This is a genomic window from Curvibacter lanceolatus ATCC 14669, assembly GCF_000381265.1.
GTDB classification, from domain to species: domain Bacteria; phylum Pseudomonadota; class Gammaproteobacteria; order Burkholderiales; family Burkholderiaceae_C; genus Curvibacter; species Curvibacter lanceolatus.
In genome coordinates, this window is sequence record NZ_KB906260.1 from 1 (window position 1) to 21760 (window position 21760).

The 21760-nt window shown below is 67.0% G+C and carries 19 protein-coding genes; 12 read left to right on the plus strand and 7 right to left on the minus strand.

The window, feature by feature from the left end; all coding sequences use genetic code 11:
- From F624_RS0115075 to F624_RS0115090, 4 genes are all read right to left on the minus strand, one after another.
- Positions 1-410, minus strand: a 410-nt coding sequence (locus F624_RS0115075; protein ID WP_043426069.1) for an ABC transporter substrate-binding protein, incomplete at its 3' end; no start/stop codon positions are given.
- 149 nt (positions 411-559) lie between these two features.
- Positions 560-859 carry a hypothetical protein gene (locus tag F624_RS0115080; protein WP_031255127.1) on the minus strand — a complete coding sequence of 100 codons (300 nt, stop codon included), beginning with the start codon at positions 857-859 and terminating at the stop codon, positions 560-562.
- Complete coding sequence (locus F624_RS0115085; RefSeq protein ID WP_019575156.1) at positions 859-1293, minus strand: DNA polymerase III subunit chi; 435 nt, start codon at positions 1291-1293, stop codon at positions 859-861. The genes F624_RS0115080 and F624_RS0115085 overlap by 1 nt, the downstream gene beginning before the upstream one ends.
- Positions 1290-2861 (minus strand): leucyl aminopeptidase, encoded by a 1572-nt coding sequence (locus F624_RS0115090; protein ID WP_019575157.1) that lies wholly within the window; start codon positions 2859-2861, stop codon positions 1290-1292. Before F624_RS0115090 ends, F624_RS0115085 begins: the two co-directional genes overlap by 4 nt.
- 22 nt (positions 2862-2883) lie before the next feature.
- Between F624_RS0115090 and lptF the strand changes: the two genes are divergently transcribed.
- The 5 genes from lptF to F624_RS0115115 all read left to right on the plus strand — a co-directional run bounded on the left by lptF (position 2884) and on the right by F624_RS0115115 (position 7701).
- Positions 2884-3990, plus strand: coding sequence for an LPS export ABC transporter permease LptF (gene lptF, locus F624_RS0115095; protein ID WP_019575158.1), 1107 nt, complete (start codon positions 2884-2886; stop codon positions 3988-3990).
- Entirely contained in the window at positions 3987-5084 is a 1098-nt protein-coding gene (gene lptG / locus F624_RS0115100; RefSeq protein ID WP_019575159.1) for an LPS export ABC transporter permease LptG, read from the plus strand. Before lptF ends, lptG begins: the two co-directional genes overlap by 4 nt.
- 37 nt (positions 5085-5121) lie before the next feature.
- Positions 5122-5481, plus strand: coding sequence for a sirohydrochlorin chelatase (locus F624_RS0115105; protein WP_019575160.1), 360 nt, complete (start codon positions 5122-5124; stop codon positions 5479-5481).
- Positions 5482-5552: 71 nt separating this feature from the next.
- A complete protein-coding gene (locus tag F624_RS0115110; RefSeq protein WP_019575161.1) occupies positions 5553-6494 on the plus strand; it encodes a CysB family HTH-type transcriptional regulator in 942 nt (313 codons plus the stop codon).
- A gap of 28 nt (positions 6495-6522) precedes the next feature.
- A complete protein-coding gene (locus tag F624_RS0115115) occupies positions 6523-7701 on the plus strand; it encodes a pyridoxal phosphate-dependent aminotransferase (RefSeq protein ID WP_019575162.1) in 1179 nt (392 codons plus the stop codon).
- Positions 7702-7728: 27 nt separating this feature from the next.
- On the opposite strand, the gene F624_RS0115120 is transcribed toward F624_RS0115115, so the two are convergent.
- The gene (locus F624_RS0115120) at positions 7729-8949 is read right to left on the minus strand and encodes a cyclic di-GMP phosphodiesterase (RefSeq protein ID WP_031255130.1); all 1221 of its coding nucleotides are present in this window, start codon (positions 8947-8949) and stop codon (positions 7729-7731) included.
- Between the two features lie 166 nt (positions 8950-9115).
- On the opposite strand from F624_RS0115120, the gene F624_RS0115125 reads away from it, so the two are divergent.
- The 6 genes from F624_RS0115125 (at position 9116) to F624_RS0115150 (ending at position 15387) form a co-directional block, all read left to right on the plus strand.
- Positions 9116-9388, plus strand: coding sequence for a hypothetical protein (locus F624_RS0115125; protein ID WP_031255132.1), 273 nt, complete (start codon positions 9116-9118; stop codon positions 9386-9388).
- Between the two features lie 43 nt (positions 9389-9431).
- On the plus strand, positions 9432-9803 hold the full coding sequence (locus F624_RS0115130; protein WP_019575165.1) for a hypothetical protein: 372 nt from the start codon (positions 9432-9434) through the stop codon (positions 9801-9803).
- A gap of 110 nt (positions 9804-9913) precedes the next feature.
- A complete protein-coding gene (locus F624_RS0115135; protein WP_043426060.1) occupies positions 9914-11359 on the plus strand; it encodes a TolC family protein in 1446 nt (481 codons plus the stop codon).
- Between the two features lie 2 nt (positions 11360-11361).
- Positions 11362-12876, plus strand: a complete 1515-nt coding sequence (locus F624_RS0115140; RefSeq protein ID WP_019575167.1) for a multicopper oxidase family protein — start codon at positions 11362-11364, stop codon at positions 12874-12876.
- Between the two features lie 75 nt (positions 12877-12951).
- Positions 12952-14004 (plus strand): P1 family peptidase, encoded by a 1053-nt coding sequence (locus F624_RS0115145; protein ID WP_157443478.1) that lies wholly within the window; start codon positions 12952-12954, stop codon positions 14002-14004.
- A 9-nt stretch (positions 14005-14013) separates the two neighbouring features.
- Complete coding sequence (locus F624_RS0115150; RefSeq protein ID WP_019575169.1) at positions 14014-15387, plus strand: TAXI family TRAP transporter solute-binding subunit; 1374 nt, start codon at positions 14014-14016, stop codon at positions 15385-15387.
- A 6-nt stretch (positions 15388-15393) separates the two neighbouring features.
- Here the strand turns inward: F624_RS0115150 and F624_RS32545 are convergent, their stop codons facing one another.
- Together F624_RS32545 and ettA are read right to left on the minus strand one after the other, a co-directional pair.
- Positions 15394-17964, minus strand: coding sequence for a DUF1631 family protein (locus tag F624_RS32545; RefSeq protein ID WP_019575170.1), 2571 nt, complete (start codon positions 17962-17964; stop codon positions 15394-15396).
- A 79-nt stretch (positions 17965-18043) separates the two neighbouring features.
- On the minus strand, positions 18044-19705 hold the full coding sequence (ettA, locus tag F624_RS0115160) for an energy-dependent translational throttle protein EttA (RefSeq protein ID WP_019575171.1): 1662 nt from the start codon (positions 19703-19705) through the stop codon (positions 18044-18046).
- 231 nt (positions 19706-19936) lie between these two features.
- Here ettA and F624_RS0115165 point away from each other — a divergent pair, with 231 nt between their 5' ends.
- Positions 19937-21757, plus strand: a complete 1821-nt coding sequence (locus F624_RS0115165) for a DEAD/DEAH box helicase (RefSeq protein ID WP_031255139.1) — start codon at positions 19937-19939, stop codon at positions 21755-21757.
- The last annotated feature ends 3 nt before the right edge of the window (positions 21758-21760 follow it).

Consider the following 21760-nt stretch of genomic DNA (forward strand, 5'->3'; position numbering starts at 1 on the left):
GGCTTGGTCAGGTTGGGGTTGGTGGCGGCACCGGTGATGTGCGGGATGCCGCAGTCGTTGTACACCTTGGCGGCCGGGATGGTGGTGCCCGAGTTCAGGTGGCCGACCACGCCGGCGACCTTGGCGTCGCACAGCTTCTGTGCCGCGGCCGTGCCTTGCTTCGGATCGGCTGCATCGTCTTCAGCGGCCAGTTCCCACTTGATCTTCTTGCCACCGATCACGATGTTTTGCGTGTTCAGGTCTTCAACGGCCATGCGGGCGCCGTTCTCGTTGTCCTTGCCGTAGTGGGCCTGGGCACCCGACATCGGGGCGACGTGGCCGATCTTCACGACCTGGACGTCTTGTGCCGAGGCAGCGCCTGCCAGAACTGCCAGGGCAGCAACAGCGGTGATTTTCAACTTCATTTGCATAAGAGACTCCGAGATAAGTGCTGAGGTTGATCTTGACTCAGTGACAGCCACGATAGCGCAATCCACACAACAGAAACATCAGGGAACACGATAAGTCATCAAAAACAACAGCGCCGAAATGAGGTGGGTCAAACGTGATTCATGCCGCCTCAGCGCGGCGAGGCCAGCTCCTGCGCCAGCGCCTCGCTGACCGAGCCACGGACCACGGAGTCCAGCTCTTCGCGCAGCCTGGGCAGCAGGCTGCGCGTCTGCTCCTCGATCACATGGGTCACGGCCTGCCGCACCCGCTGCTCCAGCAAGGCGTCCACCCGCTGCATGACCCGGTGCACCAGTTGCTCTTCAAACGCCAGCGCATCAAAGACGGGCGCCGCTGCGGGCGGCGCCGCCACCTGCACCACCTCGGTCAGGGTGGGCACAAAGCGCGGGGGAACTCGGGGGGGTTGGCTCATCAAGCACCTCCTTTGACCTGGATGTCGTGGCGCTGGATGGCGTAGCCACGATCGGCATAGTGGCGCCAGCGTGCACGCCCGGCCTGGCGGTCAGCGTCTTCGAGGCTGACCATCTCGATCACACGCTCGAAGCGCTCGAAGCCGGACGGCACCTCGGCGCCGACATTGACCAGCACCTGCGGCTGGCTCTGCAGCGACAGGTCGGCGGTCAGCAGCACCGGTGAATGCTGCAGCACATGGGCTTCGGCACCCGCCGCACAGTGGGGAATGAACTCCTGGGGAGCCAACTCCCACAGGCGCGTATCCACCGTGCGCAGCTGCGCCTCGGCCCCGGTCACGGTGACACGCGCCCCCGCCGCCACCGCTTTGCGGATCAGCCGCAGCACATAGGGCAGCTTCTGCGGCATGTTGAAGTGGAAGGCGATCTCGGTCATGCCTTCTTGGCGGCGGATGGTTTGGCACGTGGTGTGCTGGCCTTGACGGGGGCCTTGACGGGCTTGCTGGCAGCAGCGGTCTTGGCCGGCGCCTTGGCGACTGGCTGGTGCGCATCATGGTTGGCCTGGCTCAGCAGGTACTCCAGCAACAAGCCCACCGGACGGCCCGTGGCCCCCTTGGCACTGCCGCTCTTCCAGGCCGTGCCCGCGATGTCAAGGTGGGCCCAGGGGAACTTGCCCGCAAAGCGCTGCAGGAACTTGGCCGCTGTGACGGCACCACCGGCGCGCCCTGCCACGTTGGCCACATCGGCAAAATTGCTCTTGAGGCCTTCGGCATAGTCTTCGTCCAGCGGCAGGCGCCAGCACAGGTCATGGGCCCGGTCACCCGCCGCCTGCAAGGCATTGGCCAGGGTGTCGTCGGTGGCAAACAGGCCCGAGCGCACGGCGCCCAGGGCCACCACGCAAGCGCCAGTGAGCGTGGCGATATCGACCACGGCACGCGGCTTGAAGCGCTCGGCGTAGGTCAAGGCATCACACAGGATCAGGCGGCCTTCGGCGTCGGTGTTCAAGACCTCGATGGTCTGCCCACTGAGGCTGGTCACCACATCGCCGGGCTTGAGGGCCCGCCCGTCGGGCATGTTCTCGCAGGCCGGGATCAGGCCCACCACATTGATCTTGGGTTTGAGTTCGGCCAACGCACGGAAGGTGCCCAGCACGCTGGCCGCACCGCACATGTCGAACTTCATCTCGTCCATTTCGCCGGCCGGCTTGATCGAGATGCCACCGGTGTCGAAAGTGATGCCCTTGCCCACCAGCACCACGGGGGCCTGGGTGCGGGCCGCGCCCTGGTAGCGCAGCACGATGAAGCGCAGCTCCTGCTCGGAGCCCTTGGCAACCGCCATGAACGAGCCCATGCCCAGTTTGGCCACATCACGCGGCAGCAGAACCTCGCATTGGACACCGGAGCCCCGGTTGGCCAGCGCCTTGGCGGCCGCGGCCAGATCGGTGGGCGTGGCATGGTTGGCGGGGCGGTTGCCCCACTCTTTGGCCAGTTCAATCCCCAGCACGGCCGCGGTGGCCTGGGCCAGGGCGGCGCGCTGCTCGGCATTCGGGGCGGCGGCCAGACCCAGGGTCACTTTTTGCAACACACGGGCGTCGGCGCGCGGCTTGGTGGCGGTGTAGACGTAGCTGCCATCGGCCACGGCCTGCACTGCAGAGCGCACGGCGGCGGCCGAGACCTCGGCGCCGGCAAACACCAGCGTCAGGCGCTTGACGGATTCGGCACGCACCGAGGCCAAGGCTGCCTGCACGGCCTGACGAACGGCCTTGGCCGAGCCATCGCCCACACCGGCAAACACCACCCGGGCGCTGCCGACACCGGCCAGCCGGTAGGCCGACAGCAGGCGGGCCGCCTTGGTGTTGAAGTCTTCGGCCTTGAGCGCCTGCGCCAGCACGGTGGACAGGGTGTCCGGGCCAGGCTTGAAGCCCTCCGGCACCAGGATCACCAGAAGATCAGCCTTCTCGGCAGCGGCCGCAGACAGGCTGAGGGGTTTCAGTTCAAAGTTCATAATCACCCTTTTATCTCGTTCTATGTTATTCCATTCAACTCTGCGCAAGGAACTGGCCCGCAGTTTCGGCGCCACGCTGGTGGTGCTGGCCACGGTGGTCATGACCATGATGCTGATCCGCACCCTGGGACAGGCCTCGCGTGGCGCCGTCAGCCCGTCCGACGTGATGATGGTCATGGGCTACACGGTGCTGGGCCATCTGCCCACCATCCTGGCGCTGAGCCTTTTCGTATCCATTGTCGGCACCCTGTCGCGCATGTACCGCGACAGCGAGATGGTGATCTGGTTTGCCAGCGGACGCGGCCTGGCCAGTTTCGTTTCGCCCCTGTTCCGCTTTGCCTGGCCCGTGTTGCTGGTGATCGCGCTGCTGGCCCTGGTGGGCTGGCCCTGGTCCAACCAGCAGGTGCAGGACATGCGCGACCACTACGAAAAGCGCGGCGATGTGGAACGGGTGGCCCCGGGGCAGTTCCAGGAATCGGCCAATGGGGCCCGGGTGTTCTTTGTGGACAAGCAGTCCAACGACAACACCACCGGCAGCAATGTGTTCATTGCCGCACAGGAACATGGCAAGGAAGCCGTCACCTCGGCCCGCACCGCACGCATCGAAACCCTGCAGCATGGCCGCTACGTGATGCTTAGCCAGGGCCAGCGCATGGAGCAACTGATGAGCGATGGCAGCATCAAGGTCAGCGATTTCAGCGAATACGGCACCCTGGTCGGCAGCACCAGCCTGATCGAAGCCGATGACGGGCCGACCAAGGCCCTGTCCACCCTGCGCCTGTTGCGCGACCCGACCCCGCCCAACCTGGGCGAGCTGACCTGGCGCCTGGGCCTGGCCCTGGCCGGCCTGAACTTTGTGGTGCTGGCCCTGGCCGTGTCGGTGGTCAACCCGCGCGCCGGGCGCGCCGGCAGCCTGGTGTTCGCGCTGTTTGCGTTCGTGGTTTATTACAACTTCATCAACCTGGGGCAGAACTGGGTGGCCAACGGCAGCATCCAGGCCGGCCAGTTCATGCTGCTGCTGCACGGTGGTGCCGGCGTCGTGGGCCTGGCCTTGCTGGCCAAACGGCACTACAACTGGAGTTGGCGCCACCTGCTGATGCGCCGGCTGAGCGCTGGGGAGGCGGCATGAACACCATCCGCCGCTATCTGTATGGGCAGATCCTGAGCGCCGTGTCCTTCGTGACCCTGGGTTTTCTGGCTTTGTTCTTCTTTTTTGACTTGGTCGATGAGCTGCGCTGGGTGAACCAGGGTGGCTACCACATCACCCAGGCCCTGATGTATGTGGGCCTGGCCATTCCCAGTCATTTGTATGAGCTGTTCCCGATCACCGTGCTGATCGGCACCATTTTCGTGATGGCCAACCTGGCGCAGAGTTCCGAATTCACCATTCTGCGCACCGGCGGGCTCGGCCCCTGGCGCGCCCTGGGCACCCTGCTGACGCTGGGCCTGGCCTTTGTGATCACGACCTTTGCCGTGGGCGACTACCTGGCGCCCGCGGCCGAACGGGCTGGCCAACTGATGAAAGCCCGCTACCAGGGCCGGCTGACCACCGGCCAGACCGGTGCCTGGATGAAAGAGCGCCAGGCCTACAGCTCGTATGCGGTCAACATCGCCCGCATGCGGCCAGATGGTGGCATGCAGAAGATCCGCATCTTCGAGTTCGACCCCCAAGGACACTTGGTGTCGATGACGCGGGCCGAGACAGGGCACTTCAACCAGGACGATTCCTGGCAACTGGAGCAGGTCGAGCGCAGCGAGTTTCCCAACGAAGAGCGCTCCAGCGCCCGCATCGACCAGCGCAAGCTGCCAGAATTGCGCTGGCCCACCCAGATCACGGCCGAGATGGCCTCGGCCGCCCTGCTCAAGCCAGATCGCATGCGCACGATTGACCTGTTCGAGTACATCCAGCACCTGGACGCCAACGGACAAAGCGCCCAAAGCTACGAGATCGAGTTCTGGCGCAAGGTGTTCTACCCATTGAGCTGCCTGGTGATGGTGGTGCTGGCCCTGCCCTTTGCCTACCTGCACTTCCGCTCGGGCGGCATTGCCACCTATGTGTTTGGCGGTGTGATGGCGGGCATCAGCTTCTTCCTGCTCAACAACGTGTTCGGCTACATCGGCAACCTGCAGAACTGGGTGCCGTGGGTGGTGGCCGCCGCGCCCGGACTGATTTATTCACTGATGTCGCTGGCCGCGTTTGGCTGGCTGGTGCTGCGCCGCTGACCCCACAGCCTGCAGCCCGAGAAAGTACCCCCACCCCATGACCGCCATCATCTTGTTTGCCCATGGCTCGCGCGACCCGGCCTGGGCGCGCCCCATCGAGGCCGTGGCCCAGCGCGTGCGCGAGCGTTCGCCCGGCACCCCCGTGAGTTGCGCCTACCTCGAACTCACCTCCCCCAGCCTGCCCGAGGCCGCCGCAGCACTGATCGCCGAGGGCGCCTCGCGGGTGCGCGTGGTGCCCATGTTCCTGGGTGTGGGCCGCCACGCCCGCGAAGACCTGCCGGTGCTGATGGCCGAGCTGGCGCGTCAGCACCCGGCGGTGGCCTTCGATCAAAGCGATGCCGTGGGCGAACACCCCGACATCCTGGATGCCCTGGCCGTGGTCGCCCTGGCCCCCTGAACGGGGCTGGGCCGGCAGGATTCATTAGACTTCTGCAGCATAATGCCCAGCATCTTTAGCCGATATTCGATATGAACCTGCACCAATTCCGCTTCGTCCAGGAGGCCGCCCGGCGCAATCTGAACCTGACCGAAGCCGCCAAGGCGCTCCACACCTCGCAGCCTGGGGTGTCCAAGGCGATCATCGAACTCGAAGAGGAATTGGGGGTTGAGATCTTTGCCCGCCACGGCAAGCGCCTCAAACGCATCACCGAGCCAGGGCAGCACGTGCTCAAGAGCATCGAACTGATCATGCGCGAAGTGGGCAACCTGCGTCGCATCGGCGAACAGTTCAGCGCCCAGGACAGCGGCACCCTCTCGATCGCCACCACCCACACCCAGGCCCGTTACGTGCTGCCGGTGCCGGTGGCGCGACTGCGCGAGGCCTACCCCAAGGTCAACGTCAGCCTGCACCAGGGCGCCCCCGACCAGGTGGCCCGCATGGTGCTCGACGAGGTGGCCGAAATCGGCATCGCCACCGAATCGCTGGCCGACTATGCCGACCTGGTCACCCTGCCCTGTTACGAATGGCAGCACGTGCTGGTGCTCCCGCCGGAGCACCCCCTGGTGCAGAAAGAGCGCCTCAGCCTCGAAGACATTGCCAACGAGCCGCTGATCACCTACCACCCCTCCTTCACGGGCCGCACGCGCATCGACCAGGCCTTTGCAGCCAAAAAGCTGCAGCCCCGCATCGCTCTGGAGGCCATCGACTCCGACGTGATCAAGACCTATGTGCGCCTGGGCCTGGGCGTGGGCATCGTGGCCGAGATGGCGGTGCGCGATGACCCGATCGGCGACCTGGCCGTGCGCCCCATGGGCCACCTGTTCGGTCAGAACGTGGCCCGCGTGGCCTTCAAGCGCAGCGCCTACCTGCGCAATTTCGTGTACAAATTTGCTGAGTTGCTGAGCGACCGCCTCAGCCGCGAACTGATCGCCAAGGCCTTGAGTGGCCATGTGAACGATTACGAACTCTGATCTGAACCCACTTCATCCGTCGTCCGCCATGAGCACCAACGCCAGCCCGGCCACCGGCCGCACCCCTCCGCTGCAAACCAAGCTGCCCGCTGTGGGCACCACCATCTTCACGGTGATGTCGGCCCTGGCCACCGAGACCGGCGCCGTCAACCTGGGCCAGGGCTTCCCCGACTTCAACTGCGACCCGCGCCTGGTGGACGATGTGACCCAGGCCATGCAGCAAGGCCTGAACCAGTACCCGCCGATGGCCGGCGTGCCGGCCCTGCGCGAGGCCATCTCACGCAAGATTGAAGCCCTGCATGGCCGCCACTACAGTGCCGCCGACGAGATCACCGTCACGGCCGGCGCCACCCAGGCCATCATCACCGCCATCCTGGCCATCGTGCGTGCCGGCGACGAAGTGATCGTGCTGGAGCCCTGCTACGACAGCTATGTGCCCAACATCGAGTTGGCCGGCGGCGTGGTGGTGCGCGTACCGCTCACGCCAGGCACCTTCCGCCCCGACTTCGACCTGATTGCCGCCGCCATCACGCCGCGCACCCGGGCCATCCTGATCAACTCGCCGCACAACCCCAGCGCCACCGTGTGGAGCGAGGCCGACATGCTGCGCCTGCAAGACCTGTTGGCCCCGACCGACATCTTCCTGATCAGCGACGAGGTGTACGAACACATGGTGTTCGATGGCCAGACGCATCAGAGCGCGGCGCGCTTTCCCGGCCTGGCCGCCCGCGCCTTCATCGTCTCGAGCTTTGGCAAGACCTACCACGTGACCGGCTGGAAGGTCGGCTATGTGGCCGCCCCGGCGCCGCTGACGGCCGAGTTCCGCAAGGTTCACCAGTTCAACGTGTTCACCGTGAACACCCCGGTGCAGCATGCCCTGGCCCGTTACATGGCCGACCCCACGCCCTACCTGGACCTGCCGGCCTTCTACCAGCGCAAGCGCGATCTGTTCCGCGCCGGGCTGGAGCGCACCCGTTTCAAGCTGCTGCCCAGCGAGGGCAGCTACTTCCAGTGCGTGGACATCTCCGAGGTCAGCGACCTGGGCGAGGCCGACTTTGCCCAGTGGCTCACGCGCGAGATCGGCGTGGCGGCGATCCCGCTGTCGGCCTTCTATGGCAATGGCTTTGACCAGCGCGTGGTGCGCTTCTGCTTTGCCAAGAAGGACGAGACGCTGCTGGCGGCGCTCGACCGCCTGGCCAAGCTGTGAACCCAGTGGGGGCCGGAAGGCCGCCCCTCAGGCCTCGGACCAGATCTCGTCAAGGTACTTGAAGCCCCACTTCTCCTTGTCTTCCACCGCCACGATCTTCTCGTGGCTGTGACGACCGGCCAGGTCCAGCACCTGGCGCGAAATGGGCTCGTTCGACTTGAGCGAGAAAAACACCGTGACCTTGGGTGTGAGCAGCGAGCTGTCGTTCTGCTCCGTCACCACCGCCAGGCGGCCGGACTCCAACCGCACCAGCGATCCAACCGGGTAGATACCGATGCTGCGGATGAAGGCTTTCAGGATCACCGGGTCGAAATGGCCGGCCCATGAATTCATGCGCCGGATCGAGGTGCCCGGATCCCATCCGGCCTTGTAAGGCCGGTTGGATGTCACGGCGTCATACACATCGCAGACTGCCCCCATGCGCGCCAGCAGCGTGATGTCGGTGCTCTTGAGCCGATGCGGGTAGCCGGAGCCATCCACTTTCTCGTGGTGGTGCAGTGCGATATCGAGGGTGGCCGCCGTGGCACCGCCCCCCTCTTTGAGCAGCTTCCAGCCGGCCTCGGGGTGGCGTTTCATGATGCCGTACTCGTCCTCGGTCAGGCTGCCGGGCTTGTTGAGCACATCCAGAGGCATCAAGGCCTTGCCAAGATCGTGCATCAGCCCGCCCATGGCCGCGTCGCGGCTCTGCGCCTCGTCCAAGCCCAGCTGGCGCGCCAAGGCCACCATCAGCGCGCACACGGCCACCGAGTGCATGTAGGTGTAGTCGTCACGGTTCTTCAAACGAACGATGCTCACCAGGGCGCCGGGGTTGCGCATCACCGACGAGGTCACCTCTTCCACCAGCGGCATGGCGCCATTGACATCGATGGCCTTGCCCAAGCGCACATCGTTGAACAAGGACGTCACCGCCTCGCGGCTTTGCAGCAGAATGCGCTTGGCCTGCACCAGCTCCTGGCTCATGCTGGTGCCAGCTTGCCTCACAGGCGCTGGTGCCGGGGCGGGTGCCGGAGATGGGGCGGGTGGCGGTGCCGGCTCAGCCACGGCCACCGGCGACGCGTCGGGCAATCCACAACCGCGGGAAAGATCGATCCACAGCTCGCTCACCCCACTGGCCGCGATCGCATCCAGGTCTTTTTGATCTTCCAGCAAAAAGGCACTGCGCCAGAAAGGGTGGTGCAACCAGGACCCTTCAAACTTGTGCACATACATGCCTAGCCTCAATTGCTTGGCATTTATGAGTTTCAACATGTTTCTATTCTAGGAAGTGACAAGCCCTGTCCTGAGGCACGGATCAAAAATTCAACGAATTCAACGAAAATGCCGCAAGGCAAGCGCTGTTGCGATCAGAAATTCCTGATGCTTTCCACACAACGAACAAAAGCCCCGCGTGCCCAACGTGCCCCGACCTGCCCACATGACGCCCTCCACTCAACTTGACTCCCTGAGCGCTCTGTTCGAGCATCTACGCGATGGCAGCCTGTCTCCTCATGAGTTCAGTCGCCAGGCCCGTCTGTTTGAATCACTGCTCTCGGCATTGCCATCCGCCTTCCGCGAGGTTCTGTCCCAGTTGCTGGATCGACTGGAGTCTTCGGCCCTGTTTTCGGAAGAAAGCTGCTCGTTCAGCCAGCAAGGCCTGATCGACCACCTGCAAGTCTGGATCGACAAGGCCCGCGGCCGCCTGGCTTGACCTGGCACAGAGGGCCCCTGCGGCCTGGGCTTATGATCACGCCATGCGTCGCCCCGGCCTGCTGTTGCTGATCTGCCTGCTCACCCTCAGAGTGTGGGTGGGCGACGCCATGGCCTTCGCCAGCCTGCCGTCGCTGCAAGGGCCCGCTTCGGTCGAGGCAGCGAGCCAGGCCCTGGCGCCCTGTCACGAAGCCGCAGCGCTGGTCACCACCACGCCGACCGACGCCACTCCCGATGCCGGGCCAGCCGACCACGGTGGCCTGTGCAATGCCTGCCAGGTGTGCCATTTGCCGCTGCTGGCATTGGCCCTGCCGGTCTGCCTCGGCGGCCCTCTGCCTCAGGCTGTGCACACAGCGCCGGTGACACGCTTCCAGAGCACCCATCTGGCGCCACACCTCAAACCCCCCATCGGCTGAGAACCCGTTCGCCTTGCCCCGCCAGGCTCCTTAGAGCCTGCGGTGCGGTGTCCGCCTGCCCAGGCCTAGTGCCAGGCGGCGTCTGTTCTCACGATTGTGGAGTGACCTTCATGTCCCAAACCCCGGGTGGCTGCCGCCGCCCTGTCCCCCTCCTCGCGTCCTGTCTGCTGGCCGCCGGTCTGCTGGGCGCCTGTGCCTCGCCGGGCGGCCCCGCCGATGGCGCCGACATCCCCGACATGCGCACGCTGGTGCAACAGCATGGCGGCCCTGAAGCCAGCCAATGGCAAGCCCCTGCCGGCGAAAGCGTGGGCGATGCCCGCCAGCGCCTGTTGTCACACCCACTTGACGCCGACGCAGCCCAGCGCCTGGCCCTGCTCAACAACCCGGCCCTGGAGGCCGCGCTGGCGGCGCTCGACGTGTCGAATGCGCAGCGCCAGCAGATGGCCCTGTGGCCCAACCCCACCCTGGGCCTGGGGCGGGTGGTGGAAGGCCAGCAGGTCGAAATTGAGCGCCTGCTGCGCATCGATCTGTGGAGCCTGATCACCCTGCCCTGGCGCCTGCAATGGCAAGACCGGCAGCTGGCCCTGGGCCGCCTGCAGACCGCTCAAGAGGTGCTGCGCCTGAGCGCCGACGTGCGCCGCGCCTGGGTGCGCGCCGTGGCAGCCCAGCAGACGGCCGACTACCTGGCCCAGGTGCAGGAGGCCGCCGAGGCGGCCGTCGAGCTGGGCCACGCCATGGTGCGGGCCGGCAACTGGAGCCGGCTGCAACAGGCCCGCGAGCAGGCCGTGCTGGCCGACATACGGGCCCAGCTGCAACGCAGCCGCCTGCAGGCCCAGGCCAGCCGGGAGCAATTGATCCGCCTGCTGGGCCTGGAAAGCGGTGAGTCGCTGCAACTGCCCGCCCAGCTGCCGGCCTTGCCCGACGCCCTGCAGCCCGCCCCCGACTACGAAGCCCAGGCCCTGCGCGAACGGCTGGATGTGCGGGCGGCCCAGGACGAATACCGCCATGTGGCGGCCAGCATGGGCTTCACCCGGGTGACGGGCTATGTCAGCGCTTTCGAGCTGGGCGCGGGCTACAACACCGTGACCACCCCGGGCAACCGCGACAGCAAGCGCAGTTTTGAAATCGCCGTGCCGCTGCCGCTGTTCGACCAGGGCCAGGCCCGCCAGGCCCGTGCCGAGGCCCAGTTGCGCCTAGGTCAGGCCCGGGTGCGCGAGGTGGCCGTGCTGGCACGCAGCGAGGCGCGCACGCGTTGGCAGGCCTGGCAATCGGCCTGGGCCCTGGCCCGGCACTACGAGACCGAGGTGCTGCCGCTGCGCCGCCAGCTCAGCGACGAAACCCTGCTGCGCTACAACGGCATGCTGCTCAGCGTGTGGGATCTGCTGAGCGAAACCCGCAGCAACTTGCTGAGCGTGAACGCAGCCATTGAGGCCCGGCGCGACTTCTGGCTGGCCGACACCGACCTGCGCCTGGCGCTCAACGGCACCTCGCCCGGTGCGCTGAGCCTGACCTACCCCCAAGGCACTGCCCCCGCAGCCACACCCCAAGGACATTGACCATGCAAAGACGACAATTTTTCTCGGGCGCCCTGGCCGGTGCGGTGGCCAGTGCCGCCGTGGCCCGCAGTGCCCTCGCCGCCCTGCCCGAGCCCGCCACCCAGACCGACGCCGACAGCGCCGCCCCCTGGCGCCCCGAGGGGGCGACCTACAACCCGGTGTTGACCCTGAACGGCTGGACCCTGCCCTGGCGCATGAATGCCGGGGTGAAGGAGTTCCACCTGGTGGCCGAGCCTGTGGTGCGCGAGATGGCGCCCGGCATGAAGGTCAATCTCTGGGGCTACAACGGGCAGAGCCCCGGCCCCACCATCGAGGTGGTCGAGGGCGACCGGGTGCGCCTGTTCGTGACCAACCGGCTGCCCGAACACACCAGCGTGCACTGGCACGGCCAGCGCCTGCCCAATGGCATGGACGGCGTGGCCGGCCTGACCCAGCCGGCCATCCAGCCCGGTCAGACCTTTGTCTACGAGTTCACTGCGCGCCGACCCGGCACCTTCATGTACCACCCGCATGCCGACGAAATGGTGCAGATGGCCATGGGCCTGATGGGCCTGTGGGTCACCCACCCACGCCAGCGCCACCCGCACATTGCCAAGGTCGACCGTGACTTCTGCTTTCTGATGGCGGCCTACAACATCGAGCCCGGCTCGATGACGCCCCAGGTCAGCACCATGCTCGATTTCAACCTCTGGACCTGGAACAGCCGGGTGTTCCCGGGCATTGACAGCCTCAACGTGCGCCAGGGCGACCGGGTGCGCATCCGGGTGGGCAACCTGACCATGACCAACCACCCCCTGCACCTGCACGGCCATGAATTCACGGTCACCGGCACCGATGGCGGCCCCGTGCCCCCCTCGGCCCGCTGGCCGGAGGTGACCACCGATGTGGCCGTGGGCCAGGTGCGCCAGATCGAGTTCGTGGCCGACGAGGAAGGCGACTGGTCGCTGCACTGCCACAAGAGCCACCACACCATGGGCCCGATGGGCCACGCCGTGCCCACCATGATCGGCGTGGACCAGCGTGCCGTGCTGGACAAGATCCAGAAGCTGGTGCCCGACTACATGCCCATGGGCGACCGGGGCATGGCCGACATGGGCGCCATGCGCATGCCCCTGCCCGAGAACACCCTGCCCATGATGACCGGCACCGGCCCCTACGGCCCGCTGGAGATGGGGGGCATGTTCAGCCTGCTCAAGGTGCGGCGCGGGCAAAAGCCAGGCGACTACAGCGACCCCGGCCCCTTCAATCCCCCCGTCGGCAGCGTGGCCCGCGAATGGACCGGCCCGCTGCCCGAGCCGGTGCGGGCAAAGGGCAGCCCGCCGGCGGCCCCGGCGGCCAATGCGCCGGGCGCCATGCACCACCACGGGCATGACCATGGACAGGCTGCAGGCACGGCAGGCGATCATTCAGCCCACGGTGCCCAGGCGATCGAGCCCCCGGCGTCTGCGGCCCCAACAGCCCCCGAGCCCGGTCTGCCCAGCGTGCGCAAGCCAGCAACGGGCAGCCACGTGCACTGAACAGGCCCACGGCGGGTCGCAAGCCTGACAGCGCCCATAATCGGGCGCCGTCTGTCTCGAAAATCCGCCCCCGCCATGACCTCTGCCGTCCGAGCCCCCCGCCCCGCCCCAACAGGCTCCCCAGCCCCACGCCGCCGCCACCCCGGCAGCATCACCGAGGTGCCCGGCATCGAGGTGGGGCATTTCACCGACCCGCGCCGCCCCACCGGCTGCACCGCCATCCTGGCCCGTGACGGGGCGGTGGCCGGGGTGGACGTGCGCGGCGCCGCCCCGGGCACCCGCGAAACCGATCTGCTCGACCCCTCGAACCTGGTGCAGCAGGTGCATGCCATCGTGCTGGCCGGCGGCAGTGCCTGGGGACTGGAGGCGGCCACGGGGGCCGTGCGCTGGCTGGAGGAGCAAGGCGTGGGCTTCAACGTGGGCGTGGGCCGGCTGCCCATCGTGCCCTCGGCCGTGCTGTTCGACCTGCTGGTGGGCGACATGCGCATCCGCCCGGACGCCGCTGCGGGCTATGCGGCCTGCGTGGCGGCCGGCACCCGCCGCCCGCCCGAAGGCAATGTGGGCGCCGGCACAGGTGCCGCCGTGGGCAAGATCTTCGGCATCGACCGGGCCATGAAGGGGGGCGTGGGCACGGCCTCTTTGACGGTGGCCGGCGTCACCGTGGGCGCGCTGGTGGCCTGCAATGCGCTGGGCGATGTGATCGACCCGGACACCGGCGCCGTGGTCGCCGGGGCCCGGACCCTGAACGGCAAGGGCCTGTTGGACAGCCGGCGCGCCCTGCTGCGCGGCGAGCCCCCCAAACCCCTGCTGCCCGGCACCAACACCACCCTGGCCGTGCTGGCCACCGACGCGCCGCTGAGCAAGGCCCAGGCCCATCGACTGGCCGTCTCGGGGCACGACGGGCTGGCCCGGGCCATCAACCCGGTGCACACCCCCTCGGATGGCGACACCGTGTTCGCCCTGGCCACCGGCCGCGCCGCCAGCACACCGGGCATGATGGTGCTGGCCACGCTGGCCGCCGAAGTCACCGCCCGGGCCACGCTGAACGCCGTGCTGGCCGCCCGGGGCCTGACCACGGCCGAGGGCCTGCACCTGCCCGCCGCAGCCGAGCTGCGGGCGGCACGCTGAGGGGTCACCATGTCCAAGCTGTCACGCACCCTGCGTTACTACCTGCTGACCCTGCGCGACCTGCTGGTCTCGGCCGGGCCGATCGCGCTGTTGCCGGTGCTGCTGCTCGGGCTGGCCTACTGGTGGCTCAACCCCAACCCGCCGCGCGAGGTGACCCTGGCCACCGGCCCGGCCCAGAGCGCCTACGAACGCTTTGGCAAGGCCTATGCCGAGGCCCTGGCCCGCGAGGGCATCACCGTGCACCTGCTGCCCTCCGAAGGCTCCGCCGCCAACCTGCAGCTGCTGGCCGAGGGCCGCGCCGACCTGGGTTTTGTGCAAGGCGGCACGGCCTCGGCCGAAAGCGCGGACGATGACCAGGCCCTGGTGTCGCTGGGCAGCCTGTTTGTCGAGCCGATCTGGGTGTTTTACCGGCCCAGCCCGGCCAGCCCGGAGCCTGCGGGCAGCAAGCTCACGCTCAACAGCCTGGTCCAGTTGCGTGGCCTGCGCGTCAACGTGGGCGCCCCCGGCACCGGCGTGCCGGCCTTGATGAACCAGTTGTTGCAGGCCAATGGCCAGGACCCGGCCAGGCTCAAGCTGTCGCACCTGCCCCAGACCGAGGCCGTGGTGGCTTTTCTGGGGGGCGAGCTGGATGTGGTGGTGTTTGCCTCGGCCCCCGAATCGGCCTTTGTGCGCATGCTGCTGCAGACGCCCGGCGTGCAGCTGATGAACTTTGTGCAAAGCGAGGCCTATGCGCGACGCTTTCCCTACCTGAGCCCAGTCACCCTGCCGCGCGGCATGGTGGACCTGGCGCGTGACCTGCCCGGGCGCGAGCTGCGCCTGGTGGCCTCGACCACCTCGCTGCTGGCCCATGAAGACACCCACCCGGCCCTGCAGCAGCTGTTTGCCCAGCAGGCGCTGCGCCTGCATGGCGGGGCGGGCTGGTTCAACCGGGCGCGCGAGTTCCCCAACCTCAACCACAGCGAACTGCCGCTGAGCCGCGAAGCCGAACGCGCCTACACCGAGGGCCCTTCGATCCTGCAACGGCACCTGCCCTTCTGGCTGGCCAACCTGGTGCAGCGCATGGCCCTGGCCCTGGGCGTGATCGTGGCCATCGTGCTGCCCCTGAGCCGGGTGATACCGCCGCTGTACACCTTCCGCGTGCGCTCCCGGGTGTTCCGCTGGTACGGGCGCCTGCGCGACATCGAAGGCCGTTTCGATCGGCAGGAGGCCGACGCGCCCAGCCTGCTGGCCGAACTGGACGAGGTGGAGCAGCAACTGGGCCACATCCACCTGCCCCTGTCCTACACCGACGAGTTGTACGCGCTGCGCAGCCACCTGCAATGGGTGCGGCGCCGCCTGGGGGGTGAGCCGGGCGCCAACGACCCGGCCAGTGCCCCCCCCTGAACCACCTCAGCCTGTGACCGGCCCGGGTCCGCCGCCAGCATCGGCCTCGGGCGTGGAGACGGTGTTGCGCAAGGCCGTGCGCGCCACTTCGTCCAGGGCACCCGCGACCACAGGCTGGGTGCTGAGCACCCGCATCAGGCCCTCGCGCATCATGCGCTCCCGCATCCGCCGGGTCATCGACTGGGTGCTGCCGTCTGGGCGGGTGAAGAGGAACAAGGTGCCATGCGGGCTGGCCCAGGTCAGCTGAGAGCGCTGCCAGCCCCGGCCCGTGTTCATCTCCACCCAGTTGCCCAACTCCAGATTGGGTAGCGCTTCGTTGGCCAAGGGCGGCAACAAAGGCAGCGCCTCGTCCTCGGCAGGTTGCTCGGACGGCAGCGTCAGGAAACCGGAGTCCCGCGCCTCCTGGGGGGCCAGCCAGGCCGGGTTGTCATCCAACTCGATCTCAGTGGGGCTGGCGGTCGGCAGCTCAGCGGGCGGCCTGGATGCTGCCGACGGCAATTCGGAAGGCGCTTGTGCGGGCGCCGCAACGCCAGTGCGGTAGCCCGCCTGGTGCAGAACGATGAGCTTTTCAAGAAAGGCGCTGGTCTGCACTGGCGGGTAGTCGATGGTTTTGAGCCCCTCACGCAGGCGCCCCAGCAGGCTGGGGATCAGCCTCGTCAGACGTCCAGGGTTGCGCCGCGTGAGCACGGGCTGGGCACTCCACAACAGTTCGTCGACCAGGGCCAGGTAATGCCCGGGGTCGCCTTCCGACGCCCGGTCACCCAGCCGGGCCTGGGCCATCACCTGCACCCATGGGCCCAACAGGAACTCACTCACCTCGGCAGGCACCTGGGCCAGGCCCGGCAAGGCCTTGAGCTCGTGGCGCAGGCGGGTCGCCAACAGATTGCGCTGCTCAGCGTGCAACAAGGCCTTGACCGCCAGATCGCGCTTGCGGCGTTCAGCCTCCTGGTGCTCGCTCCAGGTGCGCTCCAACTCCTTGAAAGCCACCTCGAACGGACCTGGGCCGTCAATGGCAGCCCCGCCCAGCATCTCCGCCACCTGGCGCACCGGGGCCATGAAGGCCTCAAAACCCGGCGCACTCTCATTTTCGAAAGCCAGGCTGCGCTGGGTCAGCTCGTCCAGCAAGCGGCGGGCTGGATGCGCCTTGTCGCTGAAAAAGCGCTGATCAGCCACGACCAACTGGGCCAGTGGATTTTCCAACTCGCGCACGGTCTGGCGCACGACCTGCGGCAACCGGGCGTCACGCGTGATGTTGTCGATCATCAAGGCAACCACCTCCAGCGCCACCAGCGGCCCAACCTCCTGCCCTTGTCGGCGCAGTTGCTCACGCAGTTCACGCACGCTGATCGGGCGCCCTGCCGGGGCCAGCGCCCCTTGGCGCTGGGCCAGGCGCTGCAGAACCTGGCTCATCTCCCGCTCGCTGCTCAAGGCATCGAAGGCCGCCGGCAGGGTGCTGTCGAAATCGGTGTGATTCACCTCATCGGGCTCAGCCTCGGCCTCAAACCGCCGCTCAAATTGCTGTGCAAAGGTTTCCAGTCGCGAGGCATCCGGACTTGCAGCACGTGCCCCACGGGCGTTGCCATCGCTGGCCAGGAGGCGCCGCAATTGACCGACCGTGAGAGCACTGGCGTCGTCCGCGTCACGTGCTACCAGCGGACCCGGCAAGGACTGTGGCAATGCATCCAGGTAGAGCGGTGGAGCCCCTGCGCCAACGCGACGGCCTGACGCTGCGGGGCTGCCGGAGGCCACCGAACGCCCCGCCGCAGAACCCGTTGGCACAACCGACCCGCCCTGCCCCAGGCCCGCGCCGCTGACGGGCGCGCTGCCCCGAGCGGAACCGACAACGCCCATGGAGGGAGGGGCCGCGACAGGCAGGACCTCCGGCACATACACGGGTCGGCTGCTGGCCTCCTGCTGGGCCACGGTGTAGAGGGCCGGCTTGATGCCGCGCTGCTTCAGCTTGTGGTTGAGAAAGCGGTAGAAATCGTTGAGCTCGGTGCCCAGCAGGCTGCACATCTGCTGCGTCCACACCATGCGCACGGCGGCCGACACCGGCACGCTCTCGAGCGAAGCCTGCAAGGCGCGCAGGTACATCTCGGGGCGAAAGGGGTTGCGGTCGGGGATCACCACCGGCAGGCCTTGCAAGGCGCAGCTCAGGGTGTTGAGTTCGGGCAGCGTGGGATCCACCGCGTGCAGGGTCATCTGCAGGGCGCGCGCCAGCTCGACCCGGCTTTGCACCTGGTCCTCGTCCATCAGCTCCAGTTGGTCGAACTTGAGCTGCATCAGCGACTGGTTCTGGGCTTTCTCCGTGGCGGCCTGAGGCGATGCCATCAGCCCCTGGTTGACCCGGGTCACAAAGCCATCGACCAGCCCCCGTTGATGACGCCCCAACTCATCGATCGCCGCGGTGACCGCATTGCGGTCGGTGAAGTTGCGCCCGGCGCTCTCGCGATGACGCAGGTTGTGGCGGGTGAAATCGACCAGTTTCTCGATCAGCAGGCGCGCCTCGCGACGCGCGTCTTCCAGGCACTCCTGAAGCACGGCAGAGGGCTGGCTGCTGGGCGGCTGGGCTGACATGGACAGGCTCCTAGGGTACGGCCCGACCCGACACAAAAACGGGGCCATGGGGCCCCGTCATTGTTTCAGTTTTTTACGCTTATTTCAGTGCCTTGAATCGGACACGCTTGGGTTTGGCGCCTTCTTCACCCAGACGCTTCTTCTTGTCGGCTTCGTACTCTTGGTAGTTGCCGTCGAAGAAGGTCCACTGGCTATCGCCTTCGGCCGCCAGGATGTGGGTGGCGATGCGGTCCAGGAACCAGCGATCGTGGCTGATGACCAGGATGGTGCCTGCGAACTCGAGCAGCGCGTCTTCCAGGGCGCGCAGGGTTTCCACGTCCAGGTCGTTCGAGGGTTCGTCCAGCAGCAGCACGTTGCCGCCGGCGATCAGGGTCTTGGCCAGGTGCAGACGGCCACGTTCACCGCCCGACAGCAGGCCGACCTTCTTCTGCTGGTCACCACCGTTGAAGTTGAAGCGACCGCAGTAGGCGCGGCTGGCCATCTGGAACTTGCCCACGGTGAGGATGTCCAGCCCGCCGGAAACGTCTTCCCAGACGGTCTTGTCGTTGGCCAGCTCGTCGCGGTTCTGGTCCACATAGGCCATCTTGACGGTCTGACCCACCACCACTTCGCCCGAATCGGGTTGCTCGCGGCCCGCGATCATCTTGAACAGCGTCGACTTACCGGCCCCGTTCGGGCCGATGATGCCGACGATGGCGCCTGCCGGGATGTTGAAGGTGAGGTTGTCGATCAGCACGCGGTCACCGAAGGACTTGCTCACGCCCTTGAATTCGATCACCTGGCTGCCCAGGCGGTCGGCCACAGGAATGAAGATTTCCTGGGTTTCGTTGCGCTTCTGGTATTCGTAATCGCTCAGTTCCTCGAAGCGGGCGATACGGGCCTTGCTCTTGGCCTGACGGCCCTTGGCGTTCTGGCGCACCCACTCCAGTTCCTTCTTGAGCGCCTTGGCACGGGCTTCTTCGCCCTTTTGCTCCGACTCCAGGCGAGACTGCTTCTGGTCCAGCCAGGTGCTGTAGTTGCCCTTGTAGGGAATGCCATGGCCCCGGTCGAGTTCCAGAATCCACTCGGCGGCGTTGTCCAGGAAGTAGCGATCGTGGGTAATGGCCACCACGGTGCCCGAGAAGCGGGCCAGGAACTGCTCCAGCCAGTCGACCGATTCGGCGTCCAAGTGGTTGGTGGGTTCGTCGAGCAGCAGCATGTCGGGCTTGGACAGCAGCAGGCGGCACAGCGCCACGCGGCGCTTTTCACCGCCCGAGAGCTTGCCGATCACGGCATCCCAGGCCGGCAGGCGCAGGGCATCGGCCGCGATTTCGAGCTGGTGGTCGGAGGCGTCGCCGGCGGTGGCGATGATGGCTTCGAGCTTGGCCTGTTCGGCGGCCAGGGCGTCGAAATCGGCGTCTTCCTCGGCGTAGGCGGCGTACACCTCTTCGAGGCGCTGCTGGGCGGCCTTGATCTCGCCCATGCCGCTTTCAACCGATTCGCGCACGGTCTGTTCGGGGTCGAGCTGGGGCTCCTGCGGCAGGTAACCGATCTTCAGGCCGGCCATGGGGATGGCTTCACCCTCGATCTCCTTGTCGATGCCAGCCATGATCTTCAGCAGGGTCGACTTGCCCGAGCCGTTCAAGCCCAGCACGCCGATCTTGGCGCCCGGGAAGAAACTCAGCGAAATGTCCTTCAGGATCTGACGCTTGGGCGGCACGATCTTGCCGACTCGGTTCATGGAAAAAACGTATTGGGCCATGTTCTGCTTTGATGGAAAAAGTGACGAATCAATCCGTGATTATCGACTCATGCGACAATCACCCTCGTTGCGCTCACCAGTAAACGCAACATCAGCGATCTGCTGCGGGGCAAAAGGGCCTGAACCAAGCCCTTGCCTGCCCCACCCTGAAGTTCATCTGCCTAGACTGGCCCAGCGCTGCCAAGCGCCTGGACAGGCCGATTCCCCAGTGCCCGGCAAGGGCACCACACCATGACTTTTGACGATCTGAACCTCGCTCCGGCGATTCTCAAAGCCGTTAGCGAACAAGGCTACGAAAACCCAACCCCCATTCAGGCACAGGCGATTCCCGCCGTGCTCGAAGGCCAGGATCTGCTGGCAGGTGCCCAGACCGGCACCGGCAAGACTGCCGCCTTCACCCTGCCCGTGCTGCACAAGTTGAGCCTGGGCAACCGCGCCACCAACCGCACGGGCGGCGTCGGCATCCGCGCCCTGGTGCTCACCCCCACCCGCGAACTCGCGGCTCAGGTGGAAGAGTCGGTGCGCGACTACGGCAAGTACCTGCAACTGAGCTCCGCCGTCATCTTCGGCGGCGTGGGCATGAACCCGCAGATCAGCACCCTCAAGCGTGGCGTCGACATCCTGGTGGCCACACCGGGCCGCCTGCTCGACCTGCAGCAACAGGGCCACCTGGACCTGTCCAATGTGCAGATCCTGATCCTGGACGAAGCCGACCGCATGCTCGACATGGGCTTCATCCACGACGTGAAGAAGGTGCTGGCCCTGGTGCCCAAGGAAAAGCAGAGCCTGCTGTTCTCGGCCACCTTCAGCGACGAGATCCGCGACCTGGCCGCCACTTTGCTGCGCAACCCGCAAAGCATCCAGGTGACCCCGCGCAACACCACCGTGCAACGCATCACCCAGGTGATCCACCCGGTGGGCCGCGGCAAGAAAAAAGCCCTGCTGACCCACATCATCCAGGAGCACAACTGGAGCCAGGTGCTGGTGTTCACCCGCACCAAGTTCGGCGCCAACAACGTGGCCGAATTCCTGACCAAGAACGGCATCAAGGCCATGGCGCTGCACGGCAACAAGAGCCAGAGCGCCCGCACCCAGGCCCTGCAGGGCTTCAAGAGCGGTGACATCCGCGCCCTGGTGGCCACCGACATCGCAGCCCGCGGCATCGACATCGATGAGCTGCCGCACGTGGTGAACTACGAAATCCCCAACGTCAGCGAAGACTACGTGCACCGCATCGGCCGCACCGGCCGCGCGGGCGCCAGCGGCGAGGCCGTGAGCCTGGTCTGCCTGGACGAAGAAGGCTTCATGCAGGACATCGAGCGCTTCACCAAGCAGAACATCGACGTCAAGGTGATCGACGGCTTCGGCCCCGAACCCGGCGAGCGCGCCGAACCCATCGCCATGGGCCGCCAGACCATCTGGGGCGGCGCCGGCAAGCCGCCGAGCCGTGAAGTCATGGCCGCTGCGGCCAAGGCGGCACGTGCCGAGATGATGCAACGCATCCGCGAGAACAAGGCCGGCCAAGGCGGCGGCAACGGTGCAGCCCAGGGCAACGGCGGCAATGGCGGCGGCGGCGGTCGTGGCCAGGGCGGCGGTGCCGCCGGTGGCGGCCAACGCAATGGCAACGGCCAAGGCCAAGGCCCCCGTGGCGCCCGTCCGGCCCGCGACGGCCAGGGTGAAGGCGGTGCTCAACGCGCCCAGGCGCCGCGTCCGCCGCGTGCCCCGGGTCACGGCCAAGGCCAGGGCCCGCGCGGCCCCCGCCAAGGCGGCGGCGGCGGTGCCGACCGCTTTGAAAGCCAGGCCGGTGTGCGCCACGACGCCTCCGCCGCGCTGGCCAGCCTGACCGGCCGCGCCGTGCCAGCCCAGCGCAGCACGCCCGTGGGCCAGCCCGACCCGATGCGCACCAGCGTCGACAGCATGGCCGACCGCGGCCGGGGCGGTCGCGGTGGACGCGGCGGCTTCGGTGGTGGTGGCGGCGGCGGTGGCCGCTCGGGTGGTGGTGGTGGCTTCGGTGGCAACCGCTCTGGCGGTGGCCGTTCCTTCGGTCGTTGAGCC

Coding starts and splice junctions, on each gene's coding strand:
- F624_RS0115080 (WP_031255127.1), bottom strand. CDS start 859: ATGAGCCAACCCCCCCGAGTTCCCCCGCGCTTTGTGCCCACCCTGACC.
- F624_RS0115085 (WP_019575156.1), bottom strand. CDS start 1,293: ATGACCGAGATCGCCTTCCACTTCAACATGCCGCAGAAGCTGCCCTAT.
- F624_RS0115090 (WP_019575157.1), bottom strand. CDS start 2,861: ATGAACTTTGAACTGAAACCCCTCAGCCTGTCTGCGGCCGCTGCCGAG.
- lptF (WP_019575158.1), top strand. CDS start 2,884: ATGTTATTCCATTCAACTCTGCGCAAGGAACTGGCCCGCAGTTTCGGC.
- lptG (WP_019575159.1), top strand. CDS start 3,987: ATGAACACCATCCGCCGCTATCTGTATGGGCAGATCCTGAGCGCCGTG.
- F624_RS0115105 (WP_019575160.1), top strand. CDS start 5,122: ATGACCGCCATCATCTTGTTTGCCCATGGCTCGCGCGACCCGGCCTGG.
- F624_RS0115110 (WP_019575161.1), top strand. CDS start 5,553: ATGAACCTGCACCAATTCCGCTTCGTCCAGGAGGCCGCCCGGCGCAAT.
- F624_RS0115115 (WP_019575162.1), top strand. CDS start 6,523: ATGAGCACCAACGCCAGCCCGGCCACCGGCCGCACCCCTCCGCTGCAA.
- F624_RS0115120 (WP_031255130.1), bottom strand. CDS start 8,949: ATGTTGAAACTCATAAATGCCAAGCAATTGAGGCTAGGCATGTATGTG.
- F624_RS0115125 (WP_031255132.1), top strand. CDS start 9,116: ATGACGCCCTCCACTCAACTTGACTCCCTGAGCGCTCTGTTCGAGCAT.
- F624_RS0115130 (WP_019575165.1), top strand. CDS start 9,432: ATGCGTCGCCCCGGCCTGCTGTTGCTGATCTGCCTGCTCACCCTCAGA.
- F624_RS0115135 (WP_043426060.1), top strand. CDS start 9,914: ATGTCCCAAACCCCGGGTGGCTGCCGCCGCCCTGTCCCCCTCCTCGCG.
- F624_RS0115140 (WP_019575167.1), top strand. CDS start 11,362: ATGCAAAGACGACAATTTTTCTCGGGCGCCCTGGCCGGTGCGGTGGCC.
- F624_RS0115145 (WP_157443478.1), top strand. CDS start 12,952: ATGACCTCTGCCGTCCGAGCCCCCCGCCCCGCCCCAACAGGCTCCCCA.
- F624_RS0115150 (WP_019575169.1), top strand. CDS start 14,014: ATGTCCAAGCTGTCACGCACCCTGCGTTACTACCTGCTGACCCTGCGC.
- F624_RS32545 (WP_019575170.1), bottom strand. CDS start 17,964: ATGTCAGCCCAGCCGCCCAGCAGCCAGCCCTCTGCCGTGCTTCAGGAG.
- ettA (WP_019575171.1), bottom strand. CDS start 19,705: ATGGCCCAATACGTTTTTTCCATGAACCGAGTCGGCAAGATCGTGCCG.
- F624_RS0115165 (WP_031255139.1), top strand. CDS start 19,937: ATGACTTTTGACGATCTGAACCTCGCTCCGGCGATTCTCAAAGCCGTT.